At 69.1% G+C, this 14,493-nt stretch carries 16 protein-coding genes; 9 read left to right on the top strand and 7 right to left on the bottom strand.

Translation table 11 applies throughout. The annotated features are described in order from the left end of the window. Positions 1-17: 17 nt before the first annotated feature. The 4 genes from AB0M01_RS09755 to AB0M01_RS09740 all read right to left on the bottom strand — a co-directional run bounded on the left by AB0M01_RS09755 (position 18) and on the right by AB0M01_RS09740 (position 2,826). Positions 18-623, bottom strand: coding sequence for a hypothetical protein (locus AB0M01_RS09755; RefSeq protein WP_363667447.1), 606 nt, complete (start codon positions 621-623; stop codon positions 18-20). Between the two features lie 103 nt (positions 624-726). Beyond that, positions 727-1,635 (bottom strand): Ku protein, encoded by a 909-nt coding sequence (locus tag AB0M01_RS09750; RefSeq protein ID WP_363667445.1) that lies wholly within the window; start codon positions 1,633-1,635, stop codon positions 727-729. A 32-nt stretch (positions 1,636-1,667) separates the two neighbouring features. Further along, positions 1,668-2,549 carry a hypothetical protein gene (locus tag AB0M01_RS09745; protein WP_363667443.1) on the bottom strand — a complete coding sequence of 294 codons (882 nt, stop codon included), beginning with the start codon at positions 2,547-2,549 and terminating at the stop codon, positions 1,668-1,670. 103 nt (positions 2,550-2,652) lie between these two features. Beyond that, entirely contained in the window at positions 2,653-2,826 is a 174-nt protein-coding gene (locus AB0M01_RS09740; RefSeq protein ID WP_363667441.1) for a CsbD family protein, read from the bottom strand. Positions 2,827-2,914: 88 nt separating this feature from the next. Between AB0M01_RS09740 and AB0M01_RS09735 the strand changes: the two genes are divergently transcribed. The 5 genes from AB0M01_RS09735 to AB0M01_RS09715 all read left to right on the top strand — a co-directional run bounded on the left by AB0M01_RS09735 (position 2,915) and on the right by AB0M01_RS09715 (position 8,545). Further along, a complete protein-coding gene (locus AB0M01_RS09735; RefSeq protein WP_363667439.1) occupies positions 2,915-3,931 on the top strand; it encodes a DNA topoisomerase IB in 1,017 nt (338 codons plus the stop codon). Positions 3,932-3,998: 67 nt separating this feature from the next. After that, positions 3,999-4,604, top strand: a complete 606-nt coding sequence (locus AB0M01_RS09730; RefSeq protein WP_363667437.1) for a flavodoxin family protein — start codon at positions 3,999-4,001, stop codon at positions 4,602-4,604. Positions 4,605-4,655: 51 nt separating this feature from the next. Next, entirely contained in the window at positions 4,656-4,979 is a 324-nt protein-coding gene (locus AB0M01_RS09725) for a plasmid stabilization protein (protein ID WP_363667435.1), read from the top strand. A gap of 11 nt (positions 4,980-4,990) precedes the next feature. Continuing rightward, positions 4,991-6,163, top strand: coding sequence for a zinc-dependent alcohol dehydrogenase (locus tag AB0M01_RS09720; RefSeq protein WP_363667433.1), 1,173 nt, complete (start codon positions 4,991-4,993; stop codon positions 6,161-6,163). A 9-nt stretch (positions 6,164-6,172) separates the two neighbouring features. Beyond that, positions 6,173-8,545 (top strand): phosphoketolase family protein, encoded by a 2,373-nt coding sequence (locus tag AB0M01_RS09715; RefSeq protein ID WP_363667431.1) that lies wholly within the window; start codon positions 6,173-6,175, stop codon positions 8,543-8,545. Between the two features lie 6 nt (positions 8,546-8,551). Here AB0M01_RS09715 and AB0M01_RS09710 read toward each other — a convergent pair whose 3' ends face one another. Continuing rightward, the gene (locus AB0M01_RS09710) at positions 8,552-9,346 is read right to left on the bottom strand and encodes a sigma-70 family RNA polymerase sigma factor (protein ID WP_363667429.1); all 795 of its coding nucleotides are present in this window, start codon (positions 9,344-9,346) and stop codon (positions 8,552-8,554) included. A 162-nt stretch (positions 9,347-9,508) separates the two neighbouring features. On the opposite strand from AB0M01_RS09710, the gene AB0M01_RS09705 reads away from it, so the two are divergent. Next, positions 9,509-10,132: a UdgX family uracil-DNA binding protein gene (locus AB0M01_RS09705; RefSeq protein ID WP_363667427.1), complete on the top strand. Its 624-nt coding sequence runs from the start codon at positions 9,509-9,511 to the stop codon at positions 10,130-10,132. Here AB0M01_RS09705 and AB0M01_RS09700 read toward each other — a convergent pair. Beyond that, a complete protein-coding gene (locus AB0M01_RS09700; protein ID WP_363667425.1) occupies positions 10,115-11,077 on the bottom strand; it encodes a TIGR03557 family F420-dependent LLM class oxidoreductase in 963 nt (320 codons plus the stop codon). The two genes, AB0M01_RS09705 and AB0M01_RS09700, sit on opposite strands and share 18 nt — an antisense overlap. A 195-nt stretch (positions 11,078-11,272) precedes the next feature. On the opposite strand from AB0M01_RS09700, the gene AB0M01_RS09695 reads away from it, so the two are divergent. The 3 genes from AB0M01_RS09695 (at position 11,273) to AB0M01_RS09685 (ending at position 13,261) form a co-directional block, all read left to right on the top strand. Further along, entirely contained in the window at positions 11,273-11,416 is a 144-nt protein-coding gene (locus AB0M01_RS09695; RefSeq protein WP_363667423.1) for a GPGG-motif small membrane protein, read from the top strand. Between the two features lie 102 nt (positions 11,417-11,518). Beyond that, the gene (locus tag AB0M01_RS09690) at positions 11,519-12,193 is read left to right on the top strand and encodes an NIPSNAP family protein (protein ID WP_363667421.1); all 675 of its coding nucleotides are present in this window, start codon (positions 11,519-11,521) and stop codon (positions 12,191-12,193) included. A 150-nt stretch (positions 12,194-12,343) separates the two neighbouring features. Further along, entirely contained in the window at positions 12,344-13,261 is a 918-nt protein-coding gene (locus AB0M01_RS09685) for an RIO1 family regulatory kinase/ATPase (RefSeq protein ID WP_363667419.1), read from the top strand. Here the strand turns inward: AB0M01_RS09685 and AB0M01_RS09680 are convergent. After that, positions 13,258-14,409 (bottom strand): tannase/feruloyl esterase family alpha/beta hydrolase, encoded by a 1,152-nt coding sequence (locus tag AB0M01_RS09680; protein WP_363667417.1) that lies wholly within the window; start codon positions 14,407-14,409, stop codon positions 13,258-13,260. The two genes, AB0M01_RS09685 and AB0M01_RS09680, sit on opposite strands and share 4 nt — an antisense overlap. Positions 14,410-14,493: the final 84 nt, after the last annotated feature.

The raw sequence follows: 14,493 nt of genomic DNA, 5'->3' as shown, positions 1-14,493 counted from the left end.
CAGATCACGACGCCGTGTCAGGACTCCGGCTCAGGCTCCGGCAGGAGGTAGCTCTTCGGATCACTCGGCGCCCCGGCCTCGATCCACTGCTGGAACCCCGCCGGGTTCCGCCGCTCGAACTCGTCCAGACAGATCCGCCGTACCTCGGCCACCGCCTGCCGATCCCGCGTCCCCGCGTTGTCCGCCAGCGTCGCAGCGGTCTCGCTCCACACCCCGCACAGCTCCTCGATACTCAACGGACACCGCAGCGAGGCGATCAACCGCTCGTCATCCAGCTCCTCGTCCCGCGTGAGCCGCCGCTCCCGCCGAGGCAACCGCCCGACCACCAGATCAAGCCCCACGAACGCCCCGGCGACCACGAGCATGATCGCCAACCCAACAGCTCCCCAGGTGATCAGCCGCGCAACCCCCGGCAGGCACAACACAGCCCCCGCCGCGTACGCCGCGATCGCCGCCGACGACTGCGTGATCGGCTCGTCGGCCAAATGCTTGATCACCGCCGCCAACGGCCACACCAGCGCGAACACGATCCCCACCAGCGCCACCGTCGCCGCCGCCCCCAGCATCACGACAGCAACCAGCGCCCCAGCAGTCCCAACCCCGGCCGCAGCAGCCCCCGCCACCCGCCGACCCCTCGGAGAAAGCTCCATCGCCGCCCTCGCGCACTCCACCCGACACGACGAGAACGAACAAGCAACCCCAGAGGTTCCTGACAAATCAGCGAGTTTAGGCCGCCTTCTTCTTGGCCGTCTTCTTCGCCGGGGCCTTCTTGGCAGCGGACTTCGCGGTGGATTTCTTGGCGGTCGCCTTCCGGGCGCTGGTCTTCTTCGCGACCGTCTTCTTCCCACCCCCGGCGCGCTTGGCGCGGGCCGCCTCGACGCTGGCTCGGAGGGCGGTGACCAGGTCGGTGCTCGACGTGGCCTCGGGCTCCTCCTCGGTGAAGACGACTTCCTTGCCCTTGCGTTTCGTGTTGATCAGCTTCTTCACCCGGGCCGTGTAGCTGTCCTTGTAGTCGGTGGGCTTCCACGGGCCGGCCATCGCCTCGATCAGATCGGTGGCCATCTTGAGTTGTTTGCCGGAGGTCTTGGCCGGCAGCGTGCCGACCTCCTTGGCCGGGTCGCGGATCTCGTCGGCGAAGTACATGGTCTCCAGGACCAGCACCTTGCCGTCCGCGCGGATGGTCGCCAGGTACTCCTTGCCGCGCATCACGAAACCGGCGATCCCGGCGCGGTTCGTCTTCGCGAGCGCGTCCCGCAGCAGCGCGTACGACGACGCGTTCTCGCGGTCCGAAGGCGCCAGGTAGTAGCTCTTCTGGAAGTGGATCGGGTCGATCTCGTCCAGGTCGACGAACGTGGAGATCTCCAGCGAACGGGACTTGCCGGGTGCGATGTCGGCCAGTTCCTCCTGCTCGACGACGACGTACTCGCCGCCGCCGATGTCGTGGCCCTTGACGATCTTGTCGTAGTCGACCTCGCGGCCGGTGCGTTCGTTGACGCGCTTGTTGCGGATCCGGTCCGACGTGCCGCGCTGGAACTGGTGAAAGTCGAGCGTGTGCTCCTTGGTCGCGCTGTACAGCCCGACCGGCACCGACACCAGCCCGAAGTTGATGTACCCGCTCCAGATCGACCTCGCCATGACCAGCTCCTCTCCGGTCGGCAAGTACCCACTCAGAGCCGGTTGTAGCGCTTGCGCGCCTCCCGGCTCGCCTTCTGCGCGTCCCAGGCGACCTTCTTCGCCTCGTCCAGCTCCGCGGTCAGCCGGCGCACCTCCTCGCGGGCCTGGTCGAGCGCCTCCTGCGCGTCGGTGAGCTGCCCGTCGAGCTCCTCGACGGTCGCCTCGGCGCTCTCCGCCGCGGCGACCGCGGCCTCGAACTCAGCCTGCGCCTCCGCCTTCCGGGCCGCCTCGCGCTCTTCCTCGTCGCGCTCGGCCTTCTCCCGGGCCTTCCGCTCAGCGGCCGACTCCGCCGCGTCCTCCAACTCGGCCTCGGCGTCACGCGCCTTCGCTCGCCGGTCCTTCGCCGCCTGCCGGCGGTCGTCGGTCAGCGGCGTCACGTTCGACGGCTCACCGTTCTCGTCGACCACCCCGAACCCGACGTGCCGCAGCGCACTGCTCAGCCGAGCCTCCCGTACGGCGTCGCCCGCCGCCGGGTCGACCAGCGCCGCGTCGAGCGTCTCGCGCAACTTCTGCCCGACGTCCGCGCTGACCTTCTGCCCGTGCTGGTCGGCGAGCTTCCCCGCCGCCTTCACCAGTACGTCGATCGCCTTGTGCCGTTTCGGCGTCAGCTCCCGCAGCCGTTCGCCGTCGAGGTCGGTGGTCGCCTCGCGGAACTCGTCGCCGAGCGCCAGCAGGTCGTCGATCTCGTCGGGCTGCTCGCGGCTGACCAGGTTGGCCAGCCAGGCCGCGACGGTCGGTTTGCGCAGCGCCTTCAGCCGGGTCGACCCCAACTGGTCGCCGTCGGCCTTCAGCTGCTTGGCCAGCTCGTTGCGAGTAGCAATGAAGTCGGCCGCCGGCGCCGCGTAGAGCGCGTCCGCCGCCTCCTCGAAGTCCACCCGCCCGACGCTACAGGATCACCGGCCCCGAAACAGGGCCCGGACAGAGCGGATCCCCACCACCCTGGGGGGATTGAGGTGTGGTGGGGATCCACGCGTGGGGTCAGTCCCGGAACGCGTCCTTGGCCTTCTCGCCGGCCTGCTTCAGGTCGGCCTTGGTCTTGTCGGCCTGCCCTTCGGCCTGCAGGTCCTCGTTGTCGGTGGCGTCGCCGGTGCGCTCCTTGAGCTTGCCCTTGGCGCTCTCGGCCGCGTTCTTCATCTTGTCGCCGATACCCATTCCACTGTCTCCTCGCACTCGCGTTGCCAACGGCGCCCCGGTTCCCGGCGGCCGCCGCTTCATGCATGGGGCCGGGGTACCGACCGGTATGCGGCTGCGGCGTTCCACTCCCGACAAGCCAGGCCTGACCCGCAAGGGTCACGGTCGCGGCTTCAGCTACCACGACGAGCAGGGCCAGAAGATCACCGACGCGGACGTCGTCGAGCGGATCCGGACGCTGGCGATCCCGCCGGCCTGGAAGGACGTCTGGATCTGCCCGTACCCGAACGGCCACATCCAGGCCACCGGCACCGACGAGGCAGGCCGGCGGCAGTACCTGTACCACGACGACTGGCGCACCTCGCAGGACGCGGACAAGCACGACCGCGTACGCCGGCTCGCCCGCAAGCTCCCGGCGTTCCGGGAAGCCGTCGACAAGGACCTGTCCGGCAAGGGCCTCGGCCGCGAGAAGGTCCTCGCGGTCGCGCTCCGGATGCTCGACTACGGCGTCTTCCGGACCGGCAACACCCGGTACGCCGAGGAGTACGGCAGCCGCGGCGCCGCCACGCTGCTCCGCGAGGACGTCACGGTCCGCCGCGGCGGCACGGTGGTGTTCGACTTCGTCGCCAAGGGCGGCATCGAGCGCAAGCTCGAGCTGGAAGACGACCGGCTGGCCGCGGCCGTGCGGTCGCTCAAGCGGGCGCGGCACGACCAGGACCAGCTGCTGGTGTTCCGCGACCGCGACGGGTACCACGGGATCGACGCCTCGATGGTGAACGAGCGGTTCCACGCGCTGGTCGGCGACGACTACACGGTCAAGGATCTGCGGACCTGGACCGCGACGGTGGTCGCGGCGATCGAGCTGGCGGGCGCGGAGCCGCCGACGACGAAGAAGGCGCTGAACGGCGCGGTCAAGGAGATGCTCGACGAGGTGTCGGACCACCTCGGGAACACGCCCACGGTCGCGCGGGCGTCGTACGTCGATCCGCGGGTGGTGGACCAGTACGAGCGCGGGCGGACGATCCCCGCGACGGTGGACGACGTGGAGGAGCTCGACGACCCCAAGACCCGGGCGAAGGTCGAACGCTCGGTGAACAAGCTGCTCGACCAGGACGCCCGGGAGTAGCAGGGTTGGGCGGTTCGGCACGGGGAACCGGCGACGTGACAGGGGGAGCCGAGACGGAGGAGCTGTGATGCGGGCCTTGGTGCTGAACTGCACGTTGAAGGCGTCACCGGCGAAGTCGAACACCGACTCGCTGGCCGACGTGGTCGTGGACGCGCTGGAGAAGCAGGACGTCCAGGTCAGCCGGGTCCGGCTGGCCGACCTGGCGGTGAAGCCGGGCGTGACCAGCGACGAGGGCACCGGGGACGAGTGGCCGGCCGTCCACGAGCAGCTGCTGGCCTGCGAGATCCTGGTGGTGGCCACGCCGACCTGGGTCGGGCGCCCGTCGTCGATCGCGCAGCGGATGCTGGAGCGGATGGACGCGATGATCTCCGAGACCGACGGCGACGGCCGGCCGGTCGCGTACAACAAGGTCGCCGGGGTCGTCGTCACCGGCAACGAGGACGGCGCGCACCACGTGATCTCCGAGATCAGCGGCGGGCTGGGCGACATCGGGTACACGATCCCGGGCCAGGCGTGGACGTACTGGAACAAGGGCCCCGGGCCGGGTCCGAGCTACGACGAGACCGGGCACGGCCACGACTGGTCGGCCAAGACCGGCCGCGCGATGGCGAGCAACCTGGTCGCGGTGGCGAACGCCCTGGCCACCACGCCGGTCCCGGCCCCGCCGGACTGATTGCCCTCAGAGGCGAGGGGTACCGGGCGGTCAGCGCGAAAGGAGCGGACCATGCCCGCAGGGTCGAGCAAGAAGCGTGAGCGGCAGTACCAGCACATCAAGGCCGGGCTGAAGAAGAGCGGTCGCAGCGAGGACGTCGCCGAGGAGATCGCCGCGCGCACGGTGAACAAGGAGCGCGCCCGGTCCGGCGAGGCGAAGCAGAAGAGCCGCAGCTCCACGCACGACATCTCGTCCAGCCGGCGCGGTGGCCTGCGTTCGCACAGCGGTTCCCAGGGCCGGACCAAGGACCAGCTCTACAACGAGGCCAAGCAGAAGAACATCAAGGGCCGTTCCAAGATGAGCAAGGCCGAGCTGGAGAAGGCTGTCGGCCGTTAGAGGAGCACTTCGTGAAGGCACTGACCTGGCAGGGCAAGCGCAGCATCGAGTACTCCGACGTCCCGGACCCGAAGATCGAGGAACCGACCGACGCGATCATCAGGGTCACGTCGACCGGGATCTGCGGCTCGGACCTGCACCTGTACGAGGTGCTCGGCGCGTACCTGGACCCCGGCGACATCCTCGGCCACGAGTCGATGGGTGTGGTCGAGGAGGTCGGCTCCTCGATCACGAACCTGAAGGCCGGCGACCGGGTCGTCGTACCGTTCCAGATCGCCTGCGGCAGTTGTTACATGTGCGACCAGGACCTGCAGACGCAGTGCGAGACCACGCAGGTCCGCGAGCAGGGCATGGGCGCGGCGCTGTTCGGCTACACGAAGCTCTACGGCCAGGTCCCGGGCGGCCAGGCGGAGTACCTGCGCGTCCCGCAGGCGCAGTACGGGCCGATCAAGGTGCCGGACGGCCCGTCCGATGACCGGTTCGTCTACCTGTCCGACGTGCTCCCGACGGCGTGGCAGGCGGTCGAGTACGCCGACGTCGCGGACGGCGGCACGCTCGTCGTACTCGGTCTGGGCCCGATCGGCGACATGGCGACCCGGATCGCGATGCACCGCGGGCTGCGGGTGATCGGCGTCGACCTGGTCGCCGAGCGGCTGGAACGAGCCCGGCAGAACGGGGTCGAGACGCTGGAGTACTCCGACGACACCGCCGAGGCGATCCGGACGCTGACCGACGGGCGCGGTGCCGACGCGGTGATCGACGCGGTCGGGATGGAGGCGCACGGCTCCCCGAAGGCCATGCTGGCCCAGAAGGCGACCGGGCTGCTGCCGGACGCGATCCAGCGCAAGATGATGGAGACGATCGGTGTCGAGCAGCTCGCCGCGGTCTACCTCGCGATCGACGCGGTCCGCCGCGGCGGCACGATCTCGCTCAGCGGCGTGTACGGCGGCGGCGCGGACCCGCTGCCGATGATGACCTTGTTCGACAAGCAGATCCAGCTCAGGATGGGACAGGCCAACGTGCACCGGTGGTCGGACCGGATCCTGCCGCTGCTGGACGACAAGGACGTGCTCGGCGTCGAGAGCTTCGCGACCCACCACCTCGACCTGAGCGAGGGGCCGGCGGCGTACGAGATGTTCCAGAAGAAGCAGGACGGCGCCGTCAAGGTGCTGCTGAAGCCTTAGGAGGGCAGAGTGCAACGAATCGACGCCACTCCGTTGAGCGACGAGGAGTTGCAGGGCCTCGACGCGTACTGGCGGGCCGCGAACTACCTGTCCGTCGGGCAGATCTACCTGCTCGACAACCCGTTGCTGACCGAGCCGTTGCGGCCCGAGCACATCAAGCCGCGACTGCTCGGGCACTGGGGGACGACCCCCGGCCTGAACCTGCTCTACACGCACCTGAACCGGTTGATCCGGCAGCGCGAGCGCGAGCTGATGTACGTGATCGGGCCCGGTCACGGCGGCCCGGCGATCGTCGCGCACACCTGGCTCGAGGGCAGCTGGACGGCGACGTACCCGAACACCGGGCGCGACCGGGCCGGGATGGCCCGGCTGTTCAAGCAGTTCTCGTTCCCCGGCGGCATCCCCAGCCACGTCGCGCCCGAGGTGCCCGGGTCGATCAACGAGGGCGGTGAGCTGGGGTACTCGCTCAGTCACGCGTACGGCGCGGCCGCCGACAACCCGGACCTGGTCGTTGCCTGCGTCATCGGTGACGGCGAGGCCGAAACCGGGCCGTTGGCAACGTCCTGGCACTCGAACAAGTTCGTCGACCCGCGGCGCGACGGCGCGGTGCTGCCGATCCTGCACCTGAACGGCTACAAGATCGCGAACCCGGCCGTGCTGGCCCGGATCGACGACGACGAGCTGGACTCGCTGCTGCGCGGGTACGGCCACGAGCCGTACCTGGTCGAGGGTTCGGACCCGGCGGCCGTGCACCAGGCGCTCGCCGCGGCGATGGACCGCTGCCTGGACCGGATCGACGAGATCCAGCTGGAGGCGCGGACCGAGGGCGGTACGCCGACGCGCGCGGACTGGCCGATGATCGTGCTCCGGACGCCGAAGGGCTGGACCGGCCCGCACACGGTCGACGGCGAACTGGTCGAGGACACCTGGCGGGCGCACCAGGTGCCGCTGTCCGGCGTACGGACGAACGAGGATCACCTGCGCCAGCTGGAGGACTGGCTGAAGAGCTACCGGCCGGACGAGCTGTTCGATGCCAACGGCCAGCCGGTCGCGTCGGTGCTGGAGCTGGCGCCGTCGCCGGCGTTGCGGATGGGGTCGAACCCGCACGCGAACGGTGGGCTGCTGACCCGCGATCTCGAGCTGCCGGATCCCGCGGAGTACGCCGTACCGGTGAAGGCGCCGGGCGCCGAGGACGGGGAGCCGACGAAGGTGTTCGGCCAGTACCTGCGGGACGCGTTCACGCTGAACGCGGAGCACCGCAACCTGCGGCTGTTCGGCCCGGACGAGACCGAGTCGAACCGGCTGAACGCGGTGTACGACGTGACCGGCAAGGCCTGGCTCGGCGAGCGGCGGGAGACCGACCAGCATCTCGCGGCCGACGGCAGGGTGCTGGAGATGCTCAGCGAGCACACCTGCCAGGGCTGGCTTGAGGGGTACCTGCTGACCGGCCGGCACGGGCTGTTCTCGTCGTACGAGGCGTTCGTGCACATCGTCGACTCGATGGTGAACCAGCACGCGAAGTGGCTGAAGACGATCAACCGGCTGGAGTGGCGGCGCAAGATCCCGTCGCTGAACTACCTGCTCACCTCGCACGTCTGGCGTCAGGACCACAACGGGTTCTCGCACCAGGACCCCGGGTTCATCGACCACGTGATGAACAAGAAGGCCGAGGTGGTCCGGGTCTACCTGCCGCCGGACGCCAACACGCTGCTGTCCACGATGGACCACTGCCTGCGGACCCGGAACTACGTCAACGTCGTTGTCGCCGGCAAGCAACCGCAGCCGAACTGGCTGGACTGGGAGGCAGCCGCGCTGCACTGTGCGCGCGGGATCGGCGTCTGGGACTTCGCCTCGAACGACGACGGTGATCCGGACGTGGTGATGGCCTGCGCCGGCGACGTCCCGACCCTGGAGACGCTCGCCGCCGTCGACTTGCTCCGCGAACACGTTCCTGAGTTGAAGATCCGGGTCGTGAACGTGGTCGACCTGATGCGGCTGCAGGACTCGACCGAGCACCCGCACGGGTTGCCGGGGCCGGAGTTCGACGCGCTGTTCACCACCGACAAGCCGGTGATCTTCGCGTACCACGGGTATCCGTGGCTGATCCATCGGCTGACGTACCGGCGGACCGGGCACGAGAACCTGCACGTGCGCGGGTACGTCGAGGAGGGCACCACCACGACGCCGTTCGACATGGTGGTGCTGAACAACCTCGACCGGTACCACCTGGCGATGGACGTGATCGACCGCGTGCCGAAACTGCAGACGCGGGCGGTGAAGGCGCGACAGTACTTCGTGGACCAGCGAGTACGGCACCGTGCGCACACGACGACGTACGGTGAGGACCTGCCGGAGGTCCGCGACTGGCGCTGGCGACGATGAGCGTCGTCAGCCTTGTCGTTGCGGAGCGCTGAGCTCCTCGCGGAGCCGTTCGAGGATGCCGCGGAGCAGCCGGGAGACCTGCATCTGGCTGACGCCGAGCTCGTTGCCGATCTCCTCCTGGGTGAAGCCGTTGCAGAACCGCAGCTCCAGGATCCGGCGGTCGCGGTCGTCGAGGTCGGAGACGGCCGGCGTCAGGGTGTGCACGTTCTCGACCAGCTCGTAGCCGTCCTCGGCGTCGGCGACGGTCTCGATCAGCGTCGCGCCGCCCTCGGTCGACCCGGGCGCGTCGAGGGACAGCGTGCTGAAGCAGCCGCGCACCGACGACGCCTCGGCGACCTCGTCGGTCCCGGTCCCGAGCGCCTCCGCGGTCTCCTGGTCCGACGGCAGGTGCCCGAGCCGCTGGGTCAGCTCCGGCTCGGCGGCCGCGATCGTGCCCTGCATCTCCTGCACCCGGCGCGGCGGCCGGACCGCCCACGCGCAGTCGCGGAAGTAGCGCTTCAGCTCACCGCGAATCGTCGGTACGGCGTACGCGAGGAAGTTGGTCGCCTCGGCGGGCTTGTAGCCGTTGGCCGCCTTGACCAGCCCGAGGCAGGCGACCTGCTCGAGATCGTCGGCGTCGACGCCCTTGCGCCGGTAGCGCGACGAGATCGAGACGGCGATCGGGGTGTTCAGGATGACGACCTGGTCGAGCAGGTCCTGACGTTCGGGCTCGGGCAGACCGGCGGCCTGCTCGAGCAATTCCTGGGTGCGATCGGCGATCTGCTGCTTGCTGCCGGAAGGAGGTGCGGGTGCGAGCGTCACGGGAGAAACCTCGTCGTGTCGTCCTGCGGGAGGCGGCGTCATGGCTGAGCTGCTTCTCTTCCACCAGACCAAACCCGGACGCCGCACGCAACCCCGCAGTTGTTACAGGTGTTTGAAACCCGCGCTGGAATGGGCTTACCCCTCGCCGGGCACCGGTCGGCTGTGAACGACTTCACGGGAGCTGAACAGTTCGTTCCGCCGCGCGGCGGCCTCCGGGGGCTGCGCGCCGCCCTGCCGGACTGCCGCGGCTGTGACCTGTGGGAGCACGCGGAGCACGTCGTACCGGGGGAAGGGCCGGCGCGAGCGCGGATGATGCTGATCGGCGAGCAGCCCGGTGACGTCGAGGACAAGGAAGGACACGTGTTCGTCGGGCCGGCCGGGCGTTTGCTGGACAAGGCGCTGGACGCCGCGGGGATCGTGCGGGACGAGGTGTACCTGACGAACGCGGTCAAGCACTTCCGGTACGAGCGGCGCGGGAAGCGCCGGATCCACAAGACGCCGGCCGCCGGGCACATCGGTGCCTGCGCGCCCTGGCTGACCGCGGAGCTGGGGATCGTGAAGCCGGCGCTGGTGGTGGTGCTCGGGGCCGTGGCGGCGCGGGCGGTGGTGGGGACGGGGTTCAAGGTGACCGAGCACCGGGGCGAGGCGATCGAGTTGCCGGACGGGACTCCGGCGACCGTCACCGTGCATCCTTCGGCGGTGGTGCGGTCGCAGGAGTTCCGGCGGGACTTCGGGCTGTTCGTGGAGGATCTGCGGCGGGCGGTGGAGCTACTTCGTACGGCGTAGCTCGGGCAGCACTTCCTCGCGGTACAGGGTCATCATGTCCGGGGTGTGTGGGCCCATGTTGGCGACGTAGATCTCGTCGAAGCCGGCGTCGACGTACGGCTTGAAGGCTTCGAGGTGGGTGTCGGCCTTCGGGCCGGCGGCGATCGCCTTGGCGGTGGCCTCGCGGGTGACGAGTTGGGTGGCCTGCTCGAAGTGTCGCGGTGACGGGAGGACCTGGGCGAGCTCGCCGGGGAGGCCGGAGTTGCCCCAGATGCGGTGGGCCTGGTCGATGCCCTCGTCCTCGGTCGGGGCGTAGCTGACCTTGAAGCCGGCCTGGGCGGGTTTGCTGCCGCCGCCGTGGGCGCGGAAGCGGTCGAGGAGCTCCTGGTCCGGTGAGGTGGTGATGAAACCGTCGGCGATCCGGGCGGCGACATCCGTTGCCTCGGGCCCGAAACCGGACATGTAGATCGGCAGCGGCGCGTCCGGGCGGGTGTAGATCCGCGCGGTGTCGACGGTGTAGTGCTTGCCGTGGTGGGAGACGAAACCGTCCTCGGTCCACAGCCGGCGCATGATCTCGACCGCTTCCTCCAGCATCTCCAGCCGGACGTCGACGGTCGGCCAGACGTCGCCGAGCACGTGCTCGTTCAGCGCTTCGCCGCTGCCGATCCCGAGCCGGAACCGGTCCTTCAACAGCACGGCGCTGGTCGCCGCGGCCTGCGCGATCACGGCCGGATGGATCCGTACCGTCGGGCACGTCACGGCGGTCGTCACCGGCAGCTCGCAGACCTGCGAGATCGCGCCGATCGTCGACCAGACGAACGCGCTCTGCCCCTGCTCGTCGTTCCACGGGTGGAAGTGGTCGCTGATCCAGAGCCCGTCGAAACCGGCCTCCTCGGCCAGCCGGGCCTGCTCGATCAGCTCGGCCGGGGTGTACTCCTCGCTGGACAGGAAGTAGCCGATCTTCACGGGGTCTCCTTCGCTCGCGGTCTGTACCCGCCCGGTTCCCGACGGTCGCGCGCGCATTCGCCGTACTTTCGCCGTACTGCGGACCGTTTGCCCGGGTCGGCGCCGGGCACTGGAGGTGCGGGGCGGGCAACCGCCGCACAGCGGCACGGGGCACAGTTGCCGGACCGATCGTCCGGCGTCGAGAAAGGAACGACCATGACCTTGGTGCTCTTGATCATCGCGGCGATTCTCGTCATCTCCGGAATCGTCTCGCTCGTGCGCGGGCAACTGCTGATGGGCATCGCCCTGATCGTCGTCGGCCTGCTGGTCGGCCCGGGCGGCGTCAGCATCTTCACCTGATCGACGGGGAGTGCCGGAGGGCCGCAGCCACTGGGGTGCGGCCCTCCGGCCTGTCCGGAACGCTGACAGAGGATGACAGGTTTCGGTTGTTGACTGGGCGGCATGGATTCCTGTGCCGTGCTGGATCTGCGCCAGTACACGTTGTTCCCGGGGCGTCGCGACGAGCTGATCGAGCTGTTCGACCGTGAGTTCGTCGAGGGGCAGGAGGCGTACGGGATGCATCTGTGCGGGCAGTTCCGGGATCTGGATGATCCGGACCGGTTCGTGTGGTTGCGCGGGTTCACGTCGTACGCCGCTCGGGCGGAGGCGCTGGAGGGGTTCTACTCCGGGCCGGTGTGGAAGCAGCACGCGGCGGCGGCGAACGCGACGATGAAGGACTCGGACGACGCGCTGCTGCTGCGCCCGGTGATGCTGGGGGAGGACTGGCCGACGCTGGACACTCCGCGTCTGCCGCTCGACACCCCTCCCGTGGTCGAGCCCGCTTCGGTTGTCGCGGGCGCTGTGTATCACCGGCGCTCGCTCGACGACGGATTCCTCGACTACTTCCGCTCCGAGGTCGTTCCGCACCTGCCTCCGCTGGCCGGCGTCTTCGAGACCCTCCCCGCCGCGAACAACTTCCCCGCACTCCCGCTGCGCGACGAGACCGTGCTCGTGTGGTTCGCGCGCTTCGCCGACGACACGGCGTACCGGAAGTACGTCGAGAACCGGCCCGCACTGGACGGGCGCCGCACCCAGCATCTGCGCCTGCGCCCGACCGCACGATCGCAGTTCCGATAAATCAATTGCGCCGGGGAAAGACTCCCGGCATCCTGGTCGGGCTCGTGCGGCGACTCACGCTGCCTGGACCTGAGGAGGGCTGACGAATGGCCATCACTGTGCTGCGGCATGCCCGCGTCAGACTCACCTCACACTCCAGGAGCACCTCCGATGTCTTCCGACGTCTTTCGTACCGAGCACGAACTCTCTGACCTTCCCTGGACCGAGCTGCCCGAGCAGCAGTCCGCCGAGCCTCTCGACGAGCACTTCGTCTTCCAGTTCGCCGAGGTCGACGAACGGCTGGGGCCGGACCAGCGCTGGACCACCTGGCTCGACGTCGAACGCGGCTGCCGTGGTCCCGAACCTCGCCCTGACTGGGTGGTGACCGAGCAGGCCGCGATCGACACCGAGCTCGGGATCCTCAAGACCGGCAAGGAAGCCGACGTCTTCCTGCTGGAACGCGCCGTCGAGGCGATCGGCGACAGCCCGGCCCGCTCGTCGCTGCTCGCGGCGAAGCGGTACCGGACCGAGGAGCACCGCTCGTTCCACCGCAGTACGGCGTACGTCGAAGGCCGCCGGACCCGGAACTCCCGCGACAGCCGCGCGATGGCGAAGAAGTCGTCGCACGGCCGCAGCGTCGCGGCCGGCCAGTGGGCCTACGCCGAGTGGGACGCGCTGAACCGGCTGTGGAAGGCCGGCGTGCCGGTCCCGTACCCGGTGCAGGTCGACGGCACCGAGCTGCTGATGGAGTTCATCGACGACGGCGAGGGCGGCGCCGCGCCGCGGCTGGCCCAGGTCCGCCCGTCGAAGGACGTGCTGGAGCTGTACTTCGAGCAGCTCCGCGGCGGTATGCGCGAACTGGCCCGGGCCGGGCTCGCCCACGGCGACCTGTCGCCGTACAACGTGCTGGCCCAGCCGGACCGGATCGTGATGATCGACCTGCCGCAGGTGCTCGACATCGTCGGCAACCCGAAGGGGATGGAGTTCCTGCTCCGGGACTGCCACAACATGGCGACCTGGTTCACCAACCGGGGCCTGGAGATCGACGAGCAGGAGCTGTTCGCCGATCTGCTGTCGATGGTGTTCTAGATCGCCTTGCGCAGCAGGGGAACCAGCGGGACCAGCTGGTCGGGGTAGGCGTCGACGAGACCGTCGACGTGGTTGCCTGCCTCGACCCGCTGGTACTTCAGCAGCTTCTGCTTCCCGGCCCGGCGGACCATGGCGGCGTACACGTCGGAGTCCTGGGTGATCGGGAGCAGGCTGTCGTAGGTGCCGTGGATGGTGGTCAGCGGACGCTTGAGGTTGCCGGTGAGTTCTATGCGGCGGATCGCCTGCCTGGCTTGAGGGCTGATGGTGTAGTCGGCCTCGGGCCCGGCGTACGTGGGGTCGAGTTCGGCGGCGTAGATGCGCTGGGTGAGCTTCCAGTAGACGGTGTAGCGGTAGTCCCAGAGAAAGCTCGACCTGCTGTCGAACCCTGCTTGGGTGATGAGTTGCCGGTCTTGTTGCTCGTAGCCCTTGATTGCCTTAGGCAAGAAGGTGAAGAGGTTGGGCCCGTTGGCCGTCCAGAGGGTGCCTTCGAGATCGACGCCTCGGGTGTAGAGCTCCGGGTGGTTCTCGAGCTGCCAGCGGACCAGGTAGCCGCCGTTGGAGATCCCTGCCGCGATGACTGTTTGTGCTCTTCGCCCGTAGTGCTGGGCAACTACTTGCCGGGCTGCTCTGGCCAGCTCGGTCGTCCTGTTGTTCCACTCCACCATCGCGTCACCCGGCTTGGTCCCGTCCTTGAAGAACTCCGCGCCGGTGTTGCCCTTGTCGGTCGCCGCATAGGCATAACCCTTGGCGAGCACGTCGTCCGAGATCGCGCGGTCGTTCGCGTACTGCGCGCGCACGCCCGGCGAGCCCGCGACGACCAGACCGCCGTTCCAGCGTTGCGGGAGCCGGATGACGAACTGGGCGTCGTGGTTCCAGCCGTTGTTGGTGTTCGTGTGCGAGGTGTCGGGGAAGTAGCCGTCGACCTGGACGCCTTTGACAGCCCTGGGTTGCGGCAGCCCGGCGTGAGTGAGCCCGGCGTAGTCGGCGGGATTGGTCCGGCCGCCTGCTGTGGTGAGGTCCTGCAGACAGGTCGTCTCGCTGTACTCCGCTCTCGGGACCTTCAGCGGCTTGCAGCTGGCGGCTTGCGCCGGTACGGCGAGACCTGCTGTGAGTACGGCAAGAGCGAGCGAGGCAGCGAGGCGGCGCATTGACCCTCCAAGAGATCGGATGCGCGCCAAGGTAGGTGTCCGTTGCCGTGGTCCGGCAGGTGATCGAGCGCCACAAGCGGCGTA

It is taken from the genome of Kribbella sp. NPDC051770 (assembly GCF_040681455.1).
GTDB lineage: Bacteria > Actinomycetota > Actinomycetes > Propionibacteriales > Kribbellaceae > Kribbella.
Note: the sequence above shows the minus strand (reverse complement) of the source record. Positions and strands in the feature narration are given on the sequence as shown.